Below are 19,893 nucleotides of genomic sequence, written 5' to 3'. Positions count from 1 at the left end.
ACCGCTTCGGATAAGGAGACGGGAATGACCCTGAAAATGCGCAGCTGGCTGTTTGCTCCGGGCGACAGCACCAAGAAGATGGGCAAGGCGATTGCGAGCGAGGCGGATATCGCGCTTCTTGATCTCGAAGATTCGGTCGTTCCCGCCAACAAAGCCACGGCGCGCGAATTGGTTGTTCAAGCGCTTGCAGAAGCACCGGAACGCTCGCGCGTTTGGGTTCGCGTGAATCCGCTCTCGGGCGAATGGACAGCTGCCGATCTTGATGCGATTGTTCCGGCTGCGCCCGGCGGCATCTTCCTACCCAAGGCTGAGGGTGGGCACGACGTCGAAGCAGTGGATGCGATGCTGAGCGAGCGCGAAAAGGCCGCCGGCCTTGAAGTCGGTTCAATCAAGGTCGCGGCGCTCGTTACCGAAACCGCCGCCGCAATGTTCACCACCGGCACCTATGACGGCGCACCACGCCTTGTCGCGATGAGTTGGGGCGCGGAAGATCTCTCCAGCGAGCTCGGCGCCAGCGAACAGCGCGGACCGGACGGCGAATACACCCATGTATATGAAATGGCGCGGAGCCTTTGTCTTCTGGGTGCGGTCAAGGCAAGCGTCGCCCCAATCGAAACCGTCCAACCCGAATTCCGCGATCTCGAAGCGCTTGAAACCCGCGCTCGCCGCGTCCGCGCTCAAGGTTTCCGGGGTATGCTCGCCATCCACCCTGCACAGATCGCTCCGATCAACGCCGCTTTCACACCCAGTGCCGAAGAGATCGCGCATGCGAAAACGGTGGTGCAGGCTTTTGCCGATAATCCAGGTGCAGGCACAGTTGCGATGGACGGCAATATGCTCGACCGCCCGCACCTTGCGCTGGCGCAACGGCTGCTTGCTGAGGTTGGCGAAGCGACCTGATTACCCCCAAGGCACTACTGTTTTCCTACTTGAACCAATTTGGTTAGTCCACACGCGACTCGCAAATAGGAGCCGCGAACCATGGGCATTCTCGAAACACTGATCGGGCCGATCACTTCCATCATCGACAAGATCATTCCGGATAAGGAAGCGCGCGCCAAGGCCAAGCTTGAGCTGATCAAGCTTGAGGGCACGCAAGAAATGGAACTGATCGAGGCACGTTTGAAAGCCATCGTCGCCGAGGCGGAGAGCAACGATCCATGGACCAGCCGTGCACGCCCTAGCTTCCTCTACGTCATGTACGTGATGATCCTGTGGGCGCTGCCGATGGGCGTGCTCGCCGCCTTCAATCCCGCCGCCGCGCGCGAGATTGCTGCAGGTATGAACGCCTACCTCAATGGCTTGCCCGAACCGCTCTATGCGTTGTTTGGCACCGGCTATCTCGGCTACACCGCCGCGCGCCAGTGGGGTAAGGTCAAGGGCGTCGAGAAGTAGGCTTCCGGCAAAGATTGCAGGGATAGCTTCCCCCATATCGCTATCTTCGCTACCGCACTGCCATGACTAACACCGTCTATGTCCTCAACGGTCCAAACCTGAACCTGCTCGGCCTGCGCGAGCCTGAGATTTACGGGTCGGCGACGCTCGATGATATTGCCGGAATGCTTGAAGATCGCGCACTCGAGCTGGGCCTAGCGATTGATATGCGCCAGACCAATCACGAGGGGATGCTGGTCGATTGGCTGCACGAGGCGCAGGCCGAAGGTGCCAAGGCTGTGCTGCTCAATGCAGCGGCCTACACCCACACTTCCATCGCGCTGCTGGACGCGATCAAGGCGATCAAGACGCCGGTGATCGAAGTGCATCTCTCTGATCCCAAAACGCGTGAGGAATTTCGCCATCTCAGCTATGTGGGCATGGCCGCAGCCAAGACGGTCGAAGGCCATGGCGCCGACAGCTATCGCATCGCATTGGAAGCCGTAGCGTCAGGCGAAGTCTGACACTTCGTCGATTTCAAACGTGACATTTTGCCGATTGCCACTTGCCAGCCGCAATTTGCGTGAATAGTCGCATTCCAGCAGCCGGGTCATGGATGGGATCCACCCGGCCAGACAGAAACAACCAAGGGGCACGCATGGCTAATGCTAAGCCGAGTGCAGGACGCAAGTCCGGCATGAATGTCGACACGAAACTTGTCCGCGAACTCGCGGAACTTCTCAACGAAACCGGTCTCACCGAAATCGAAGTCGAAGACGACGACCGCAAAATCCGCGTTGCGCGCGGCGCTGTTGCCGTTGCCGCACCTGTTGCTGCTGCGCCCGCAGCGGCTCCTGCACCAGCCGCAGCCGCGCCAGCAGCCGATGCGCCTGCCGCAGAAGAGGCGCCTGCCGATGACTCCGCCGGCGCGCTCAAATCGCCAATGGTAGGCACCGCTTATCTCGCTCCAGAGCCAGGCGCGCCTGATTTCATCAAAGTTGGCGACAAGGTGAGCGAAGGCGACACACTGCTGATCGTCGAAGCGATGAAGGTGATGAACCCGATCACCGCCGATAAGTCCGGCACGATCAAATCCATCCTTGTCGAGAATGCCCAGCCGATCGAATTCGATCAGCCGCTGGTCGTCATCGGCTGAGCCAGCGCATGAGTATTACCCGCATCCTGATCGCCAACCGCGGCGAAATTGCGCTGCGTATCCACCGTGCGGCTCACGAAATGGGCATTGAAACGGTTGCAGTTCACTCAACCGCAGATGCCGATGCCATGCACGTTCGACTTGCCGACCACGCGGTCTGCATCGGTCCGCCTTCGGCAACCGACAGCTACCTCAACCAAGCGGCAATCATCTCCGCTGCCGAGGTTTCTGGCTGTGACGCCATTCACCCGGGCTATGGCTTCCTCTCTGAGAACGCGAAGTTCGCGGAGATCGTTGAGGCCCATGACATCAAGTGGATCGGGCCCAAGCCCGAACACATCGTCACCATGGGTGACAAGGTCATGGCCAAGAAAACCGCAGGCGAGCTTGGCCTGCCGCTGGTTCCGGGCTCCGATGGTGCAATCGAAGACCCTGAAGAAGGCAAGCGGGTCGCCGCTGAAGTCGGCTATCCGGTAATCATCAAGGCCGCATCCGGCGGTGGCGGTCGCGGGATGAAGGTCTGCGAAAGCGAAGACCAGTTCGAAACGCTAATGCAGCAAGCAGGCAGCGAGGCGAAAGCAGCGTTTGGAGATGCCACGGTCTACATCGAGAAGTATCTCGGCAATCCGCGCCACATCGAATTTCAGGTGTTTGGCGATGGCAACGGCAATGCGATCCATCTGGGTGAGCGCGATTGCTCGCTACAACGCCGCCATCAGAAGGTCCTCGAAGAAGCGCCCTCCCCTGTCATCTCTGACGAGGAACGCACCCGCATGGGCGAGGTTTGCTCCAAAGCGATGCGCGACATGGGCTATCGCGGCGCGGGCACGATCGAATTTCTGTGGGAGAACGGCGAGTTCTACTTCATTGAAATGAACACCCGTCTCCAAGTTGAGCACCCCGTGACTGAAGCCATCACCGGCGTCGATCTGGTGCGAGAGCAAATCCGCATCGCGGCGGGCAAACCGCTTTCGGTTCAGCAGGAAGAGCTGGAATTTCGTGGCCACGCCATTGAATGCCGGATCAACGCCGAAGACCCGTTCACTTTCGCCCCGTCACCGGGCAAAGTGAGCTACTACCACCCGGCGGGCGGCATGCATGTGCGCGTCGATTCAGGGCTCTATGCCGGCTATTCGATCCCGCCATACTACGACAGCATGATCGCCAAGCTGATTGTCTATGGCCGCGACCGCGAAGGGTGCATCATGCGCCTGCGCCGTGCGCTCGAGGAAATGGTCGTCGAAGGGGTGAAAACCAACATCCCGCTGCACCAGGAGTTGCTGAAGCAGACAGACGTTCTGCACGGCGACTACTCGATCAAATGGCTGGAGGAATGGCTGGCTGAGCGTGAAAGCTGAGCGAGGACTCACTCCATGAAACGCCCACTGTTGATTCCCGCCGTGATGATTGTGCTGGTGGGAGTTGCAGTCTTCGCCCTGCCCTACATCCTTCCTGCCCAAGGCGACAATGCGGAGTTGATCCAAAGGACCAGCACTGTCGGCGGCGGAATCACCGGCGTGGGACTGGCCTTTTGCTTGGCGGCTTTACTCATCAAGCCCAAGAAGAAATAAGAGATAGACCAAGCACTTCGTGTCTTCAGACATAATGTGTTCAGGCACGCGGAGGCAAAACGACGTGTGAGGGGGAAAGCACATGGCATTCTTAAAACAGACTATCGCATTCGCCGCTCTGGGCTTGGCAACGTTGGTACAAGCCAAAGAGCCGCCAATGGTTGATTATCGCGATGGCACCTCATCGTCAGATGCTCCGTTCACGGACGCAAAGCCCCTCATCCCACTGAACTTCGTCAATGAAGAAGACCACTTCAAGGTCATCAGCAAAAACGGCGTTTCTCCAACCCCGCGCGCTTACAAGGCGGCGCAATTCATGCTGGACGGCGAGAGGTTTGAAATTCTCTCCATGCCAAACAGTGTTTTTGTATCGAGCAAGCCGTGGCATCCGGAGCGCGACAAAGCTGGAAAAGAAGGCAAGTTCGTCGCGCGTTTGATGGACTGCTACGGTCCAGGTCTGGGTGGCCACGGTTGCAGGGTCTATACCGGCCGCGAACAAGTCGTGACGCTTAAAGCCGTCAGCTTTGGCACCCGAGACGCCTGGTCCGTCTTAATTGATCCTTCAGTTTGGGTTGCAGCCAAAGGTATCGACCTTGCCAACAATGCGCGCCTGACGATCAAAGGCGAAGGCGTGGACCTGTCGAAAGACTACAGCCTGAAGCCGGGAATAATGCTCGTTCATCGCCCGAAGATCGAATTGAAAGGACAAGAGAGCGACCGCATGCTTGGCGCGCTTAGCCAAAGCAAGGCGATTACCCTGCAACTGCAGGACGAAGGGGGCAAGACGCACAGCTATGTGATCTCATCACGCGATGCACGGATGGGGTTCTTCATCTTTCAGCGGGTCTGGCCCGAGTTGCAGGCCGCAGCCAAATGCAAGAGGGAACTAACCGCCAAATGTTGATCGACAAAACGCGCGATTCTCGACTTAGGTCGGCGCGTTAAAACCCGATCTTCAAGCGCACTTCGCCGCCATTGGCGTTTATGCCACCTACACCTTTGTTGATGCCATTGGCTTCAAGCGAGCTTTTCTCTGAGAGCTTGATCTTGGCTCGCGGTACGGCGCTGGCGAAGAGCAGATCGTCCACTCTAACATCCTGCGAAGGACCAAGCCGCTGATCGGTGGTGACTGTGCGGCACACAAAGATGCCATTGTCGAGCGGGTCGGGATCTTCTTCTAAGCACTGCTCGACCTTAGTTTCGGGCGCGAGTGGGCTTAGGTCGATCACCAATGAGCCGTTCGCACGCTCCTCGACCGGCAAACCCTGCACTTCACTCGGGGCCTCCGCTTCGGCAATCTCGATCGGGATGGCAGGCGGCGCGTCCAGCATGGTTCAATCGAAGGTCATCCCAGCGGCTTCGGCTTCCGCAATGATTTCTGCGCCGGTCTTCATCGGGCTCTCTTGAGCCAAATCGTACCAGTCCTGTTTTTCATCAACAAAAATCTGATGCTTAATCGGCAAGCCCTTGGGCAAATTGTCGAAAAGCCCGGTTAGGAACGTGCGCGCATCGATTGGTTTTAGTCTGTACCAAAGATTGCTGCCGCACTTGGAGCAAAAGGCGCGCTCGGCCCAGTCGCTGGAATTGTAGGTTGAGATGCTGTCTTCGCCGGTGACCGTGAAGCTGTCTGCTTCGATCCCCGCATACATCGATCCGCCCCACTTGGCGCACTTCGAGCAGTGGCATACATCCACTTCGCTGTGAGCCGAGGTTAGTGTGATGGAGACGGCACCGCATAGGCACCCGCCGGTGAGTGGATGATTGAGGCGCTTAGCCTCGCTCATAGTGGGACGCCAGGCTCGTGCTTGCTGGTCCGGATGGTCAGCGAGGTTTTGACGCTTTCCACATTGGGCGCAGGCGTCAATTTGCCAGTCAGGAACTCCTGAAAGCTCTGAAGATCCTGGCTCACGATCTTGAGAATAAAGTCTATTTCGCCGTTCAGCATATGAACTTCGCGCACTTCAGGCAGGTTGTTCATATGGTCTTCGAATTCTTTGAGTGCGCTCTCGGCCTGACTTTTCAGGCTCACCATGGCGAAAACGGTGATGGCAAAGCCCAGTTTCGAGGGGTCGAGGTCTGCGTGATAGCCGCGGATTACCCCGTCATCTTCCAAGCCACGAACACGGCGCAAACATGGCGGCGCGGTAAGGCCAACCCGTTGAGCTAGTTCGACATTGGTCACCCGGCCCTCTGCCTGCAATTCAGCCAGAAGCCGCTTGTCGATTTCGTCGAGATTGGCCATTTTCGTTTTGCTCTCCGGAGCCCAATGCGGCGCGACCGGGACAGGTGCGCTCACGCAGTCTAGTGAAACAAGATGCGCAAAAAAGCGCGCGTAACAACAAGATTATTAGCATTGCCAGCAATTGTCCCGCTTTGCAACGCACTCCAAGTGGCAGGCTGTGACATTTCTCGTGCGCTGATAGGAGATCGTGTGCGAGGATGCTTTCCCCGCCGCGAATGCAGCCCCGCGATTCCCGCGATTCTTAGACGGAGCAGTAATGTTTTTTGATGATCGCCTTGCGACAGTGCTCCGCCACCGCGGTGACGGCGAGGTGGGCGCACGCACGCAATATCGTCAGCTTCTGGACATTCTGGGCAACCGCAAATTTGCGCCTCAGGACAAGCGCAGCCAGTCAATGATTGCAGCAGCATGGTTGCGGATGGACGCATTGGCAGAGCGCATCCCCTCCCATGAGCGGGCAGCGATGATTCGCGAACGCGGCTGGCGGCTACGCAGCGCCGATCTGACAGCGCATCTGGCAGATTTCGAACCCGATGTGGCTTCCGCAGCGTTGGAACGCGCCGATTTGTCAGAGGATGACTGGACTACGCTTATTCCAAGGCTCCCCGTGCGTGCACGTGGATTCCTGCGGTTGCGGCGGGACCTATCGGACGACACCGATCAATTGCTGGAGCGGCTGGGCGTACACGATCGTGGCCTCCCTTCACCGGAAGAAGGGCTACCCCGCGCCTCTGACCCAACCACACTGCAAACGGCGCTGCCAGACCCGGATGATACTGTACCGGGTTATGAGAACGATCCGATTGCCGCGCGGGTGCAGCAACCTGATTCCGTTCCTGGGCCTGAGACCCAGCAAGCGCCAGAGTCCGAACCAGAGCCGGAAATTGAAGCGGAGCCCGACCCTGTCGAGGCGGAGAGAAGCGAAATCTCCGCGCTGGTTGAACGGATTGCCCAATTCAAGCGAACGCGCGAGCTGGAAACCGGCGATGCTGAATTGTCGCCTCGCCTGCCGCTCAATGATGAAGACCTTTCCAATGAGAGACAGACTTCGGGCTTTGGTTTTGCCGCTGATGCCGGGGGGCGCATCGAATGGGCCGACCCTGCAGTCGGTCCGAGCGTTATCGGCACCCGCCTGATTGCGCCGCGTGTGATCGGCACCGAAGAACCGGAGAGTATTCTTGAACGCGCCTACAACCGACGCCAACCGATCAACCGCGCCGAAGTTGAACTGGCCGGGGCACACGCGATTGCTGGCGTGTGGATTGTCGATGCACGTCCGCGCTTCACGATTGATGGCAACTTTGCAGGCTATGTCGGTCGATTCCGGCGTCCTGTAGACGGCGCCGACGGACCAACCGGTCCGGCAGCGCGGGAAGCGGACCGGATCCGCCAATTGTTGCACGAACTGCGCACGCCGGTCACAGCGATCCAGGGTTACGCCGAAGTCATTCAACAGCAGTTGTTTGGTCCTGCCCCGCATGAATACCGCGCCATGGCGGCCTCGATCGCAGCTGATTCTGCGCTGATCCTCTCCGGATTTGGTGAATTGGATCGTCTGGCACGGCTGGAAGCCGGTCTGACCGAAATGGAAGAAGGCGAAGCGGATCTTGGCGAATTGGCCAAGCGTATCGTGTCGCAGCTTGCTTCGGTCCTTGCGCCCCGTCTCGCCGGTATCCAACTGGATATCGCCGAAGACGACCAGCTCATCACCCAGTTGGACGCTGAGGATGCCGAGGCGCTGATCTGGCGCATTCTGGCGACGTGCGGCGGCGGTTGCGCTTCTGGCGAGGTGCTCGATTGCACCATCAACCGTGAACGCGGCATGGTCCGCTTGAACTGCGAAGTGCCCGCTCAATTGCTAAGCGAAGACGATATCTTTGCGGCCGAGGCGAAACCGATTGCAGGCAACATCAATGCCGGCGTCTTCGGTGCAGGCTTTGCCTTGCGGCTGGCGCGCGCAGAGGCCCGTTCAGCGGGGGGCAGCCTAACCCATGATGGTGAGCGGGTGACGCTGCTCCTGCCGCTCTTGACCAGCGCGACGTCGCTGCCTAGCCAATATGTAACAGGCAGCCTTGGCGGGGAAGTCTGAGATCGCACGGTTAAACAGACTGTCTGACTGGAAGCGGATTTAGGGGTCAGAATTGGGGGAAAAGGATATCTCGACTGGATCGATGCTTGTCCCGCCTCCGCGCGCGGACCGTGCTATCTTTCCGGACGATTATGGCCAGCGTTTCCTGCTGACCGTTGATACCGAAGAAGAGTTCGAATGGGGCGCCCCGTTTCAGCGTGAAGGGCATACGCTTCACCACATTTCCCAGATCGAGCGTTTCCAGTCTTTCTGCGAGAAACATGGCGTCAGCCCGGTCTATCTGGTCGATTGGCCCATCGCGAGCGATCAGGGCGCCGTTGAGATCATCGGCGATGCCGTGAGTCGCGGCACTGCAGAGGTTGGCGTGCAGCTTCACCCATGGGTTAATCCGCCTTTCGACGAAGAAGTGTCGACCGTAAACTCCTTTCCCGGCAACCTGCCGCCGGAAACCGAGGCCGCGAAGTTTTCCAATCTGTTTGAGCTGATCGAGGCGTCTTTTGGGATCAAGCCTATAACTTATCGCGCGGGCCGCTACGGTTTGGGTCCGGCAAGCGCGGGAATGCTCTCCAATGCTGGGATCAAAGTGGACACCTCTGTCCGGTCGCGTTTCGATTATTCCAGCGAATCTGGTCCCGATTTTTCGCACCACCCGCTTGTACCCTATTGGGCAGATAACGGGCGAAGCTTGCTCGAACTGCCGGTAACCACGGTTTACTGGGGAATCCTTCGTCAGCTGGGAATTTCTCTGCAAAGGCTCCAGCGGCATGTTCCGACGCTTTATTCGGCATTCTCGAGACTTAAGCTGCTCGAACGGATTGCGCTGACACCGGAAGGTGTGACGGCCGAAGAGGCAATTCGCGGTGTCGACGTGGCGATTGACGATGGACTGCCTGTCTTGGTCCTGTCGTTCCATAGCCCTTCGCTAGCACCCGGGTTCACGCCCTATGCAAAGACCGACGTGGACGTCGAAACGCTCTATGACTGGTTCGATCAGGTGTTCGCATATCTGGGCCAACGCGGCGTTGCAGCCACCACAGTCAGCGAGATTGTTGACGCTGCAAGCTAAAGAAACGGGAAATCGGCACGTTTCCCGCTTGTCTCCTATGAAACACCGCTGTAGGGGCCTTCATCGGTCTCGCCCCTGGATGTCCGTCCAGGTACCCGGGGGCCTGTAGCTCAGCGGTTAGAGCTGGCCGCTCATAACGGCTAGGTCGCGGGTTCGAATCCTGCCGGGCCCACCACTTTCAAGTGGCGGGGTGAGAACGAAAGATCGAAGGGTCGGGGAGTGGCGCAGCCTGGTAGCGCACCTGTTTTGGGTACAGGGGGTCGCTGGTTCGAATCCAGTCTCCCCGACCATTTCGATCAGTCTTCCTGAAATGTGATGACTATTCCGCCGGAGCGGGCACCGCAGGGTGTTCGCCCGCCGCTTCTCCGCGGCGACGGATCGCGCGGCTGCGACGGTGCAGCGTGAAGAATATCAGCGCAGCGCCCATCAGCGGCAAATAGAAAAACATCAGCCGCCACGTGCTCATCGCCGGGAACAGGACCTCTGCGGCCACGAACGGCTGGTATAGGAGCAGGAAGCCCGCTTCCGCGCCCCCTGCCCCGCCCGGTGTCGGGACGATCGAACTGATCGACTGCACCAGCCATTGGAGCAACCAAAACAGCGCAGGCTGCCATTCAACGCCAAATGCCGACAGAACAAGGCCAGCGATCGAGAACCGTATGCCCCATTGCAGCAACGCAAGACAAAGATTGACGAGCGCGATAACCTTGCCGCGCTTGAACGCAGTCGACCAATCACCAGCGATCTGGGCGAAAAAACTGCGTATTTTGCGAGCTGCTCGGCCAAACCAGTTGCGAACACGCGAACCAAACAGGCCTCCGCCGATCAAACCGGCGAGCAGCGCTATGCCAATCAGCACCCATAGGGCGATCATACTGGCCGAACGAACCGTCAGATCGAGTTTGGCAATGATAGCCGGATCGCTGCCGATAAAGCCGAACATGGCGAAGCCTGTGATCGCAAGGCAAAGTCCCGCAATGGCAAAAGTGGCAATCGTATCTTCGGCGGCTTGGAATGTGATCAGAGTCAGCGCACGGCGAGATTCCACGCCCTCACCCACGAGAAACAGCATCTTGATCGGCAATCCACCTGTGGCGGACGGCGTCACCGAATTGGTCACCATTGTGCCGCTTATGACCTTCAGCGAACCCCAGAAACCAAGGTTGAGCCCAAGAAACCGCGCCCAAAAATACATGCGCAGTGAATTGCCAAGCATCGGCACGAACACGAGCAGAGCGACGAGGCCCAGAATTCCAGGCGCCACCAGCTTTTCGGTCAGATTGACGCCATCAAGCGCGTAGACCAGCACCGCGACATTGGCGAGCGCAACAATCGGCAGGATCGACAGTGCAATCGCCAGCGTGCGGCGAGGCATATTGCGCCACTGATCGAGCGGCGACGTCCCCGATTGGGGGACAGACGCATCCGGTTCGGTCAAAGGGTTTGTCGTATCGCTCAAGAGAAGTTCAGTGCTTTCTTCAGCGAACCGCGCATCGATTTTTGCAGACGCGCATCACGCGCCTTCAGCGCTTCGGCATACTCCACGTCAATCAGCTGATTAAACGTGTCATTCCAGCGGTTGTGGCGGTTGGCGAGCTTGATCGATCGCTCGCGCGTGCCGGCATAGTCTTCGTTCCAAACCCGTTCAACATTGCGCGCCATGGCAATGACGTCATCAACCGGGCCAAGCAGACCGGTGCCCTCAGGCACGCGTTCCGGCATGGCACCGCTTGCAACGCCGACCACCGGCAAACCGGAAGCCTGCGCTTCAAGCACAGAAATGCCGAACGTCTCATCGGCCATGCCGCTAACATAGATGTCGCTGCTCGCCAGAGCGCGAGCGAGTTGATGGCGATCCGTTTCATAGCCGGGAAAGGCTACTGGAAGCCCTTTTGCCTCTTCCATCAAGGTTTCGCGCAGCTTGCCATCGCCCATCAGAACCATCGATGCGCCCATGTCGCGCGACAGCTGCTTGAACATCTCAATGAGCACATAAGCGCGTTTTTCATTGTCCAGCCGCCCGGCATAGATCAGCAGCGGCCCGTCTTCGGGCAAGCCCAGCTCTTTGCGGAAATTCGGATCGCGGTATTCAGGCGAGAACTTGTCGATATCGACGCCAAGACCCAGCACGCCGGTGCGGTCATAATTGAGACCCGCGAGCATGCCCTTCGCTTCCTGATTGAGCGTGTAAACACGGTCAAACCGGTGATACGTCATCCAAGCGTAGAAATAGCCGACCTTGCGGAAGAACGCAGCGGGGTAATGCCCCGTCAGATCATTCATCACGCGGTAAATCTGCGCATTCGGGAAGTCGGTCCGATAACCGGCCACCAATGCGGTTTGCGGATGTTTCCAGCGATGCCGGATCGCCAGCCATGGGAGCACCCACGGGCACTGGCTTTCAATGACATTCGGCATGTATTCACGCAGCAGCTCAAACACCGCATCGTTGCGGTTGATCCAGCGATAGTTCGGGCTGCCCCACACGAGCGGCGCGCCAACCTCGGCAAAGATCGTGCGACCTTCAACCGTGATCTTGTCTTCAGGACCCGGCACAATCTGAAGAAGACGATGCTCAGTGTTCTCCTGAAAGAACTTCTTTTTCTCTTTCAAATATGTCGAAATGCCGCCGCCGCCGGTGGGAGACCAGCTTTGGGTAAGATCGCATATCAGGAGAGGATCGGTCATTTCGGACGCTCCCGCGGGGATAGTAAGCGCCAGGCCGTACCCGATGATCCCGATCGGGGGGCAAGCCAAGCGCGGGCTATATTGTAACGGTTCAGCCCATGCGCAATGTCACAGCTAAACTAAGTTCAAAGGTATTTTGCGTCAAATCGCCGCCGTCGCACGACGGGAACCCGGCACTTCAGCCTTCAATTCGCGCGGCAGTTAGGTTCGGTTACCTTAATCTTCGCTGTCCATAACGGGCGGTGCGCTCGGCTCAATCCCGCCGGTTTGGATATTGCGCGGCTCATTGGCAAGGATGCCTGCAACTTGAGTCCAAACGGCGACATTTTGGCGCAGCTGATGGATGTCGATCTTGTCCAGCGTATCATCTGGCGTGTGGTGTAAATCGAAGTAGCGCGTGCCATCTTGTTGCAGATCGATGATCGCCGTTTTCTGGTCGCGCGCGATATTGATATCGGCCCCGCCGGTGGCGACAATGCGGGAGTCCGCAACACCGAACCGGGCAACCGCACGCGCAAGCTTGGCGTGAAGATCAGGGTTCGTACCGCGAAAATTACTTTCAAAGCGCCAAACGCGGTCCGCGCCAAAATCGCTTTCAAACGCGACGGCAATCGGCTCATCAATATGCGCCTCACTGTATGCCTTGGATCCCCAAAGGCCGGTTTCCTCTGCTCCGGCAAACAGCACGCGAATGGTCCGCAGCGGCTGGCCAGTGCGTTGCACATTCAGAGCCGCTGCCGCGGCAATCCCGCATCCGGCCCCATCGTCAAATGCACCAGGAGCATTCCACCAACTATCGAGGTGGCAGGCGAGCAGCACAGGCGGCAGAGAGGGATTGCGTCCAACAATCTCGCCCACGACATTGCCGCTCATGGTCGTGCCGATGCGACGCGGGTTGAGCTCAAGCTTGAGCGTGATCGTCCTGCTGCCGGCGCGTTCAAACATCCGTTCAAGATTTTCGCCGTCCGGCACCGAAAGAGCACCCGCCGGGATGGGGTTCACGCCTTCAGGAAAGTTGGTGCCGCCGGTATGCGGGTTGCGGTGATGATCGGTGCCAACCGATTTGATCACGACCCCGATCGCACCTTTGCTGGCGGCGATGCCAGGACCAACCCAGCGTGCGGGTCCGGCAGAATCCATAATGCGACCCATCCTGTGCGCGGCGCATCTGGTGACTGATGAACGCGATCTTGCCTTCAAGGCTGCCCACTGGTGCCTCGCGCAATTCGACGACGGTGGGGAAGTAGACCACTTCGGCTTCAATTCCGCCTTCGGGAGTCGCTGCGCTGTTACCGAGCGGCTGGACGATCAGTTCCTGAGGGAAAGGCGCGGTCACATGGGCTTTCCAGACATCGCCCGGCACCCACGTGTCCATTTCGAACGGCTCGTCAGCAACATTGGCGAAGCCGCGCGAAACAAGCCACTTCATCGCCCATTCGCGGCCACGCGCCTCGGCCTCGGTCCCAGCCTGACGCGGTCCGACTTCTGTCGTGACCCCTTCGACAAAGTCCCAAGCAATGGAGTCGTTCTCCAGCGCCATATCTGCGCTAGTCTCAACGGAGAGCTTTTCAGTCTCCAGCGAGGCAGTGCGCGCCAGAAGTACTTGGCCTGATGCGGAAAGCGAAAGCGCGGCGAGCGCAAGGAGTGGTTTTCTCATGGTCGAGAGCGCTACGCGCGCCGACGCGACAAGTCCAGCGAGTGGGAGCCTAACTACGCAGGTCAGCTATTAGCCCGCCAAGGATACTGGTTCGGCAGGCTCAGACGCTTGCGGTTGCTTATCATCAGGCACGCCCTGATCAGGTAAGCAAACCCGATTTCGGCCAGTTCCTTTGGCTGAATACAAGGCCGCATCAGCTCGTGCGAACAGCTTGCCATAGCCCTCACCCGCTTGCCACTGAGCAACACCAAAGCTCGCTGTCAGACGAATGTCTGGGCCGAGGTCTTTGTGCTCCATGGCTTCAAAGCGGCGGCGAAGGCGTTCAGCTAGACGCGCAGCAGGCTCAAGGTCGCAATCGTAGACTAGGATGCAGAATTCCTCACCACCGATGCGTCCACAAAGATCTGTACCGCGCACAGTGCCACCAATCAGCTCGCCGAACGCAGCAATTGCATTGTCGCCAGCCTGATGCCCCCAGATATCATTGACCCGCTTGAAGTGATCGATATCTGCAACAATCATCGATACAGACAGCCTGCGATCAACGTTCTCGTCCAGCATCTGCATGGCCGAGCCTTCGAAGCTGCGGCGCATCTTCAGGCCCGACAGAGGATCGACTTCTGTCTCTTCTTTCACAGAGCGCCATTGGTCGTAAACGGTCGCCGCCATGAGGGCGAGTGACAAAAGAAGATTGAAGATGCCCATGACCAAAATAAGGACAGAGTAGAAGTCGGACGAGCGATAATCCGCCGCGCTCATCGGGCCGGAAACGACCACTGCAATCTGGGGGCGGATGAAGAACTGGGCCGCTGCGACCACAAACAGCCAGAAGATTGCCCGGTCAATTGCGGTGCGCTCGGCCGCTCTTCCAAGGACCTGTGCCGTCAGGGCAAAGATCAATCCGTAGCCCACATTGGTCGCCACGAGCCGCGTGTTCATGTCGTAACCATAGGTGGTGTAGACAATCATCACGCCAGTGATCGCACCAATGCCCAACAATGATGGGAGGTGGACCCGCTGCCCCACTCGATCAGTGGCCGCCCAACAGTATGCGCACGCAGCGATCACATAGACCGTATGCATGAATAGCGTCCAACTCACCGCTTCAGGGTCGGGCGCGAAGTGGAAAATCAGAAAACCGCATGCCATCAAGGCGTGGCCGACGGAGAGGCCAAGAACGCTTTTCTTCTTCTTGTCACGCGACCACAGGGCACCAAAGATCAAGGCGAAAATCGCCGCGATCGTTGGTATCAACAACCCCATTATCGTCTCTGACACGTATGTGCTCCGTTACAACCCGAAACATCTATGGCGAATGCTGGTTAACAACGCACTAAGTGTAAGTGGAATTGGAGAGTTTTTGTCAGGACCGAAGCAAGTGCGCATTGAAACCTGCCGATTGAATTCAAACACAGACAGACGGGTTGCTCCCTTTGCCGCCCGCGCCTATCTGCGGCGCAAGATATTTCAACAATCACAACCAGACCCCAAGGATTCGCCCCATGGCCGCGCAATACGCCTATGTAATGAAAGGCATGACCAAGAGTTTCCCCGGTGCCCAAAAGCCGGTGCTCTCAAACATTAATCTTCAGTTCTATCAGGGCGCGAAGATCGGCATTGTTGGCCCCAATGGCGCGGGCAAATCGACGCTGATGAAGATCATGGCAGGCATCGACACCGATTTCACCGGCGAAGCTTGGCCGGGTGAAAACATCACGGTCGGCTATCTGCCTCAGGAACCGCAGCTTGATGAAAGCAAAACGGTCCTTGAAAACGTGCGCGAAGGCGCTGGCGAAACCGCCCTCATGGTCGAACGCTTCAACGCGATCTCCGCCGAAATGGGCGATCCGCAGGACGACACCGATTTTGACGCTCTGATGGAAGAGATGGGCGTGCTTCAGGAAAAGATCGACGCGGTTGATGGCTGGACGCTAGACAACCAGCTCGAAATCGCAATGGAGGCGTTGCGCTGCCCTCCTTCCGATGCGCCCGTGACCAACCTTTCAGGCGGTGAGAAGCGCCGCGTGGCTCTTACCCGCCTGCTGATCCAGAAGCCGTCAATCCTGCTGCTCGACGAGCCGACCAACCACCTCGACGCGGAATCCGTCGAATGGTTGGAAAACCACCTCAAGGAATATGCAGGCGCCGTCCTGATGATCACCCACGATCGCTACTTCCTCGACAATGTGGTGGAATGGATCCTCGAACTGGACCGTGGCTCTTACTACCCATACGAAGGCAACTACTCGACCTATCTCGAGAAGAAGGCCAAGCGCATGGAGCAGGAAAGCCGCGAGGAATCCGGCCGTCAAAAATCGCTCAGCCGCGAACTCGAATGGATCAGGCAGACGCCATCCGCGCGCCAGACGAAATCAAAAGCCCGTATCCGCAAGTTCGAACAGCTTCAGGAAGCGCAAGGCGACCGCAAGCCGGGCAAGGCTCAGATCGTCATTCAGGTTCCAGAGCGTCTGGGCGGCAAGGTGATCGAAGCCAAGAACATCTCCAAAGCCTATGGCGACAAACTGCTGTTCGAAAACCTCTCCTTCATGCTGCCACCGGGCGGAATTGTCGGCGTGATCGGTCCAAACGGCGCGGGTAAATCGACCCTGTTCCGCATGATCACGGGCCAAGAAACTCCCGACAGCGGCACCATCGAAATCGGTGACACCGTACACCTTGGCTATGTCGACCAGTCGCGCGATGACCTCACTGCATCGAACAATGTCTGGGAAGAAATCTCAGACGGCCTCGATTACATGCAGGTCAACGGCCACGACACTTCTACCCGTGCCTATGTCGGCGCGTTCAACTTCAAAGGCGCAGACCAACAGAAGAATGTCGGCAAACTGTCTGGCGGTGAACGCAACCGTGTGCACATGGCCAAGATGCTGAAACAAGGCGGCAACGTGCTACTGCTGGACGAGCCGACCAACGATCTCGACGTCGAGACGCTCGGCGCGCTCGAAGAAGCCATCGAAAACTTCGCCGGCTGCGCCGTGGTCATCTCGCACGACCGCTTTTTCCTCGACCGTCTGGCAACGCACATTTTGGCGTTCGAAGGCAACTCACACGTCGAATGGTTCGAAGGGAACTTCGAGGCGTATGAGGAAGATAAACGCCGCCGTCTAGGTGATGCAGCGGATCGGCCTACGCGGTTGGCTTACAAGAAGCTGACGCGATAAAGGTTAGATTTACGAAGTAAGGGGCGATGGACGTCGAGTCCAATCGTTGTCGGACAAGGCGTCCCTGCATGAACGCTATTCTGGTGATCAAGCCTAAATAGGGCCTATCACTCCGCAACGCCTAGGGCGAAACCCAGCGCTCTTCCCACTCACCGTTCTCACCCCGCGAAAACTGAGCGCGGACGTGCCCCGTATGTGCGAGGTAGAGCCAGTCGCACTCAGTCAATGTGACGCGCAAGACGGCGAAGTTACCGCGTGCGGGGACCAATTGCTCGTCGGTTGGTTCAACGCCCTCCAATTCTGGTGGCAGGCCCGATGTGGGCTCATCGCTCGGCGCGCCGGGGCCATCGCCCATGTAGCAACGCCGCGCGAAGTTGGTCCCATTGTCCCATGCCGCCTGCGTTACGGGTTCATCGCGCAAGATCTCTCCCGCGCCACGCACCCGGATCTGGATCTTCGCGCCCTTGTCGTAAAACAGCACCGCCATACGCGGATCGGCTTCAATCGCAGCAACTTTCGGCGCGCGGGTATCGGTGTGAAAGCGCAAGGTCCAAGCCGCGGTATCAAAATCGCGCAGCACCATGCCTCGCGCGTCGACATCGCTCGTGACAACGGCGGGAACATGCATCGGCGATTTGCGATCCTTGGCCGCGCGGATCAGGCGGTTGGACAGGTCTGTACGGATTTCATCGAGGCTTTCGAACATCGGCGCGATGTGCTCCAATCGGCGCGTTCGATCAAGCGGTTGAAGAGGTTGAGCGGCTCGTTAATATAAGTGGCACTGAACATTAACATAAACCTTACAGAGTGGTTAAGTTTGGCGACAGCGAATCCCTTGTAGAGACCTTGTATCAGAACGTATCAATCGACCGCAGGTGGTGGGGCGGCAAACCTGGAGGCACTCATGAATATTACCCTTTTGCTCAAGGGTAGTGCACTTTCGGCTCTCGCTATGGCGTTAGCTCTTGTCGCACCGCCCACGACATCTGAGGCGCGCGCTGCGTCCGCATCTGCGGATTCCAGCGAAGCGCAAGATCGTCAAGACCGCCGCGCACGACGCGGAGAGCGAAGACAGGCCCGTGGAGAGCGCCGCGGCAACCGTCAGCAAGCTCGTCAGCAGAATCGCGGCCAACGTCAGCAGGCACGCCAGCAGAACCGTGGTCAGCGCCAACAGGCGCGTCAGCAAAACCGTGGTCAGCGTCAGCAGGCGCGCCAGCAAAATCGTGGTCAACGCCAGCAGGCCCGCCAACAGACCCGTACCAATCGGGAAGCGTATCGGCCGCGGAGCACCAATGTCCGCAGCAATGAGCGGTTCGTAAACCGTTCACGGCCAACACGTGAGCGGGTTGGCGTCCGTGATGGTCGCCGTGGCGACCGGTTTGAAAACCGCGCAGAGCGTCGCAGCAACCGTGCTGAAAACCGTGCGAACCGTCGTGACAATCGCGCTGAAAATCGCACCAATCGCCGAAACAATCGCGCCGACAATCGTGCTAATCGCCGGGATAACCGGGCAGCGAACCGCAACCAGCGCCGCGTAAACAATGCCCGCACGCAAGGCTTCCGTGACGGTCGCCGCACAGAGCGTCGTCAAAACCGTTCGGCCAACCGCGCAATTCGTGATCGGGCTTTCCGCAATGGAGTGCGTTCGGAACGTCGCCGGGATGCTCGCCGCGATAACCGCAGGTACCGTGACCAGCGTCGTGGCTATCGTGACGGACAGCGTCGCGGTTACCGTCAGGGCTATCGCCAGGGCCGTCGGGACTTCCGTAGGTGGAACCGCAGCTGGCGTCAGAACCGCCGCTATGGCTGGAGAAACTACCGGTACAACCACCGGAACATCTTCCGCTTAGGCCGCTACTATGCTCCGTATCGTGGATACCGTTACAGCCGCCTCCGGATCGGGTTCTACCTCGATAGTCTGTTCTTCTCGAACCGCTATTGGATCAACGACCCATGGGCTTACCGTCTGCCGGAAGTATACGGTCCGTATCGCTGGGTCCGCTATTACAACGATGTCGTATTGGTCGACATTTACAGCGGCGAGGTGGTCGACATCATCCACGACTTCTTCTGGTAAGAAACAGTCGCTAAACAACGAAACCCCCGCTGGAGAAATCCGGCGGGGGTTTTCGATTCTGTATCACGCATCGCAGCAGCGCCAGCTTGCAAGCACGCCCGCTTTTGATAGAGCTTCATGCCATGGCAAAAACAGCAGTTATTCCCGATCAGGCCGGCCTAAAACGGGTTGGCGAGTCCGTTCGCAGCAGGCTTCTGAATGATCCGGGCGCGTATAAAGTGGAAACGGACAAGGCAGAACTGTTCGCGATTGGTGACTTCCTGACCAAGGGCGAGTGCGAGCGGCTATGCATGATGATCGATCTGATCGCCCGCCCATCGTCTTTGCACGAAGAGTCCTATCAAAGCGGCTTTCGCACATCCTATTCGGGTGACCTCAGCCCGGATGACAGTTTCGTAAAGGCAATTTCGCGCCGGATCGATGATCTGCTGGGTGTTGATCCGTCCATTGGCGAAGCGGTCCAAGGACAGCGTTATCTGCCGGGACAACAGTTTAAGCCACATCACGACTGGTTTCACACGGGCGAAAGCTACTGGCCGTCTGAGCGCAAACGCGGCGGGCAGCGCAGTTGGACTGCTATGGCGTACCTTAACGAGGTCACCGAAGGCGGCGGCACACACTTCGTAAATCTTGGCGTGAATGTAGAGCCGAAGCAGGGTGTGCTGATGGTCTGGAACAACGCCAAACCTGATGGCAGCCCCAATGAAGACACGCTCCACGCGGGCACACCCGTTCTTCAGGGCACCAAATACGTGATCACCAAGTGGTATCGCACACGCCGTTGGAAGTAA

21 protein-coding genes, 2 tRNA genes and 1 pseudogene are annotated in these 19,893 nt (G+C 58.3%); 14 read left to right on the top strand and 10 right to left on the bottom strand.

Annotated elements, in window-relative coordinates; all coding sequences use genetic code 11:
* Window positions 1-24: 24 nt before the first annotated feature.
* From AC0V6K_RS12070 to AC0V6K_RS12040, 7 genes are all read left to right on the top strand, one after another.
* The gene (locus AC0V6K_RS12070) at window positions 25-900 is read left to right on the top strand and encodes an HpcH/HpaI aldolase/citrate lyase family protein (RefSeq protein ID WP_472622563.1); all 876 of its coding nucleotides are present in this window, start codon (window positions 25-27) and stop codon (window positions 898-900) included.
* An 81-nt stretch (window positions 901-981) separates the two neighbouring features.
* Window positions 982-1,395, top strand: coding sequence for a holin family protein (locus AC0V6K_RS12065; protein ID WP_472622561.1), 414 nt, complete (start codon window positions 982-984; stop codon window positions 1,393-1,395).
* A gap of 62 nt (window positions 1,396-1,457) precedes the next feature.
* Window positions 1,458-1,898 carry a type II 3-dehydroquinate dehydratase gene (locus AC0V6K_RS12060; RefSeq protein WP_472622559.1) on the top strand — a complete coding sequence of 147 codons (441 nt, stop codon included), beginning with the start codon at window positions 1,458-1,460 and terminating at the stop codon, window positions 1,896-1,898.
* A 134-nt stretch (window positions 1,899-2,032) separates the two neighbouring features.
* Window positions 2,033-2,530, top strand: coding sequence for an acetyl-CoA carboxylase biotin carboxyl carrier protein (accB, locus tag AC0V6K_RS12055; RefSeq protein ID WP_472622557.1), 498 nt, complete (start codon window positions 2,033-2,035; stop codon window positions 2,528-2,530).
* 8 nt (window positions 2,531-2,538) lie between these two features.
* Entirely contained in the window at window positions 2,539-3,888 is a 1,350-nt protein-coding gene (accC, locus tag AC0V6K_RS12050) for an acetyl-CoA carboxylase biotin carboxylase subunit (RefSeq protein ID WP_472622555.1), read from the top strand.
* Between the two features lie 15 nt (window positions 3,889-3,903).
* The gene (locus AC0V6K_RS12045) at window positions 3,904-4,101 is read left to right on the top strand and encodes a hypothetical protein (RefSeq protein WP_472622553.1); all 198 of its coding nucleotides are present in this window, start codon (window positions 3,904-3,906) and stop codon (window positions 4,099-4,101) included.
* A gap of 82 nt (window positions 4,102-4,183) precedes the next feature.
* Window positions 4,184-5,005 (top strand): hypothetical protein, encoded by an 822-nt coding sequence (locus tag AC0V6K_RS12040; RefSeq protein WP_472622551.1) that lies wholly within the window; start codon window positions 4,184-4,186, stop codon window positions 5,003-5,005.
* A 37-nt stretch (window positions 5,006-5,042) separates the two neighbouring features.
* On the opposite strand, the gene AC0V6K_RS12035 is transcribed toward AC0V6K_RS12040, so the two are convergent.
* The 3 genes from AC0V6K_RS12035 to AC0V6K_RS12025 are packed head-to-tail and all read right to left on the bottom strand — an operon-like array spanning window position 5,043 to window position 6,343.
* On the bottom strand, window positions 5,043-5,432 hold the full coding sequence (locus AC0V6K_RS12035) for a hypothetical protein (protein WP_472622549.1): 390 nt from the start codon (window positions 5,430-5,432) through the stop codon (window positions 5,043-5,045).
* Window positions 5,433-5,435: 3 nt separating this feature from the next.
* Entirely contained in the window at window positions 5,436-5,885 is a 450-nt protein-coding gene (locus tag AC0V6K_RS12030; RefSeq protein ID WP_472622547.1) for a GFA family protein, read from the bottom strand.
* Window positions 5,882-6,343: an Lrp/AsnC family transcriptional regulator gene (locus AC0V6K_RS12025; protein WP_472626138.1), complete on the bottom strand. Its 462-nt coding sequence runs from the start codon at window positions 6,341-6,343 to the stop codon at window positions 5,882-5,884. The genes AC0V6K_RS12030 and AC0V6K_RS12025 overlap by 4 nt, the downstream gene beginning before the upstream one ends.
* 256 nt (window positions 6,344-6,599) lie before the next feature.
* On the opposite strand from AC0V6K_RS12025, the gene AC0V6K_RS12020 reads away from it, so the two are divergent.
* The 4 genes from AC0V6K_RS12020 to AC0V6K_RS12005 all read left to right on the top strand — a co-directional run bounded on the left by AC0V6K_RS12020 (window position 6,600) and on the right by AC0V6K_RS12005 (window position 9,788).
* Complete coding sequence (locus AC0V6K_RS12020; RefSeq protein ID WP_472622545.1) at window positions 6,600-8,432, top strand: histidine kinase dimerization/phospho-acceptor domain-containing protein; 1,833 nt, start codon at window positions 6,600-6,602, stop codon at window positions 8,430-8,432.
* An 82-nt stretch (window positions 8,433-8,514) separates the two neighbouring features.
* Window positions 8,515-9,498, top strand: a complete 984-nt coding sequence (locus AC0V6K_RS12015) for a polysaccharide deacetylase family protein (protein ID WP_472622543.1) — start codon at window positions 8,515-8,517, stop codon at window positions 9,496-9,498.
* Between the two features lie 99 nt (window positions 9,499-9,597).
* Window positions 9,598-9,673, top strand: a tRNA-Ile gene (locus AC0V6K_RS12010).
* 38 nt (window positions 9,674-9,711) lie between these two features.
* Window positions 9,712-9,788 (top strand) — tRNA-Pro (locus AC0V6K_RS12005).
* Between the two features lie 29 nt (window positions 9,789-9,817).
* Here the strand turns inward: AC0V6K_RS12005 and AC0V6K_RS12000 are convergent.
* From AC0V6K_RS12000 to AC0V6K_RS11985, 4 genes and pseudogenes are all read right to left on the bottom strand, one after another.
* Window positions 9,818-10,957 carry a lysylphosphatidylglycerol synthase transmembrane domain-containing protein gene (locus AC0V6K_RS12000; RefSeq protein ID WP_472622541.1) on the bottom strand — a complete coding sequence of 380 codons (1,140 nt, stop codon included), beginning with the start codon at window positions 10,955-10,957 and terminating at the stop codon, window positions 9,818-9,820.
* Window positions 10,954-12,186 carry a glycosyltransferase gene (locus AC0V6K_RS11995; RefSeq protein ID WP_472622539.1) on the bottom strand — a complete coding sequence of 411 codons (1,233 nt, stop codon included), beginning with the start codon at window positions 12,184-12,186 and terminating at the stop codon, window positions 10,954-10,956. Before AC0V6K_RS11995 ends, AC0V6K_RS12000 begins: the two co-directional genes overlap by 4 nt.
* A gap of 216 nt (window positions 12,187-12,402) precedes the next feature.
* Window positions 12,403-13,843: pseudogene (locus AC0V6K_RS11990) on the bottom strand (M20/M25/M40 family metallo-hydrolase).
* A gap of 69 nt (window positions 13,844-13,912) precedes the next feature.
* Window positions 13,913-15,121 carry a GGDEF domain-containing protein gene (locus tag AC0V6K_RS11985; RefSeq protein ID WP_486172651.1) on the bottom strand — a complete coding sequence of 403 codons (1,209 nt, stop codon included), beginning with the start codon at window positions 15,119-15,121 and terminating at the stop codon, window positions 13,913-13,915.
* Between the two features lie 224 nt (window positions 15,122-15,345).
* Here AC0V6K_RS11985 and ettA point away from each other — a divergent pair, with 224 nt between their 5' ends.
* On the top strand, window positions 15,346-17,025 hold the full coding sequence (ettA, locus tag AC0V6K_RS11980; RefSeq protein ID WP_472622535.1) for an energy-dependent translational throttle protein EttA: 1,680 nt from the start codon (window positions 15,346-15,348) through the stop codon (window positions 17,023-17,025).
* 121 nt (window positions 17,026-17,146) lie between these two features.
* On the opposite strand, the gene AC0V6K_RS11975 is transcribed toward ettA, so the two are convergent.
* The 3 genes from AC0V6K_RS11975 to AC0V6K_RS11965 all read right to left on the bottom strand — a co-directional run bounded on the left by AC0V6K_RS11975 (window position 17,147) and on the right by AC0V6K_RS11965 (window position 18,616).
* Entirely contained in the window at window positions 17,147-17,731 is a 585-nt protein-coding gene (locus AC0V6K_RS11975; RefSeq protein ID WP_486172650.1) for a pyridoxamine 5'-phosphate oxidase family protein, read from the bottom strand.
* A gap of 252 nt (window positions 17,732-17,983) precedes the next feature.
* Window positions 17,984-18,274, bottom strand: coding sequence for a hypothetical protein (locus AC0V6K_RS11970; protein ID WP_486172649.1), 291 nt, complete (start codon window positions 18,272-18,274; stop codon window positions 17,984-17,986).
* 75 nt (window positions 18,275-18,349) lie between these two features.
* Entirely contained in the window at window positions 18,350-18,616 is a 267-nt protein-coding gene (locus AC0V6K_RS11965; protein WP_486172648.1) for a hypothetical protein, read from the bottom strand.
* Window positions 18,617-18,664: 48 nt separating this feature from the next.
* Here AC0V6K_RS11965 and AC0V6K_RS11960 point away from each other — a divergent pair, with 48 nt between their 5' ends.
* Window positions 18,665-19,102, top strand: coding sequence for an RcnB family protein (locus AC0V6K_RS11960; RefSeq protein WP_486172647.1), 438 nt, complete (start codon window positions 18,665-18,667; stop codon window positions 19,100-19,102).
* A 122-nt stretch (window positions 19,103-19,224) separates the two neighbouring features.
* Window positions 19,225-19,893: a prolyl hydroxylase family protein gene (locus AC0V6K_RS11955; RefSeq protein WP_472622529.1), complete on the top strand. Its 669-nt coding sequence runs from the start codon at window positions 19,225-19,227 to the stop codon at window positions 19,891-19,893.

The organism is Erythrobacter sp. S43, assembly GCF_057364955.1.
The sequence above is the reverse complement of the archived record's forward strand: the minus strand, read 5'-3'. Positions and strand labels throughout refer to the sequence as shown.

Bases quoted from the DNA above. Each gene is read 5' to 3' on its own strand.
- AC0V6K_RS12015 (WP_472622543.1), top strand. From the start codon at position 8,515: ATGCTTGTCCCGCCTCCGCGCGCGGACCGTGCTATCTTTCCGGACGAT.
- AC0V6K_RS12060 (WP_472622559.1), top strand. From the start codon at position 1,458: ATGACTAACACCGTCTATGTCCTCAACGGTCCAAACCTGAACCTGCTC.
- AC0V6K_RS12070 (WP_472622563.1), top strand. From the start codon at position 25: ATGACCCTGAAAATGCGCAGCTGGCTGTTTGCTCCGGGCGACAGCACC.
- AC0V6K_RS11975 (WP_486172650.1), bottom strand. From the start codon at position 17,731: ATGTTCGAAAGCCTCGATGAAATCCGTACAGACCTGTCCAACCGCCTG.
- AC0V6K_RS12035 (WP_472622549.1), bottom strand. From the start codon at position 5,432: ATGCTGGACGCGCCGCCTGCCATCCCGATCGAGATTGCCGAAGCGGAG.
- AC0V6K_RS12065 (WP_472622561.1), top strand. From the start codon at position 982: ATGGGCATTCTCGAAACACTGATCGGGCCGATCACTTCCATCATCGAC.
- AC0V6K_RS12020 (WP_472622545.1), top strand. From the start codon at position 6,600: ATGTTTTTTGATGATCGCCTTGCGACAGTGCTCCGCCACCGCGGTGAC.
- AC0V6K_RS12025 (WP_472626138.1), bottom strand. From the start codon at position 6,343: ATGGCCAATCTCGACGAAATCGACAAGCGGCTTCTGGCTGAATTGCAG.
- accB (WP_472622557.1), top strand. From the start codon at position 2,033: ATGGCTAATGCTAAGCCGAGTGCAGGACGCAAGTCCGGCATGAATGTC.
- accC (WP_472622555.1), top strand. From the start codon at position 2,539: ATGAGTATTACCCGCATCCTGATCGCCAACCGCGGCGAAATTGCGCTG.
- AC0V6K_RS12040 (WP_472622551.1), top strand. From the start codon at position 4,184: ATGGCATTCTTAAAACAGACTATCGCATTCGCCGCTCTGGGCTTGGCA.
- AC0V6K_RS11995 (WP_472622539.1), bottom strand. From the start codon at position 12,186: ATGACCGATCCTCTCCTGATATGCGATCTTACCCAAAGCTGGTCTCCC.
- AC0V6K_RS11955 (WP_472622529.1), top strand. From the start codon at position 19,225: ATGGCAAAAACAGCAGTTATTCCCGATCAGGCCGGCCTAAAACGGGTT.
- AC0V6K_RS12045 (WP_472622553.1), top strand. From the start codon at position 3,904: ATGAAACGCCCACTGTTGATTCCCGCCGTGATGATTGTGCTGGTGGGA.
- AC0V6K_RS12030 (WP_472622547.1), bottom strand. From the start codon at position 5,885: ATGAGCGAGGCTAAGCGCCTCAATCATCCACTCACCGGCGGGTGCCTA.
- ettA (WP_472622535.1), top strand. From the start codon at position 15,346: ATGGCCGCGCAATACGCCTATGTAATGAAAGGCATGACCAAGAGTTTC.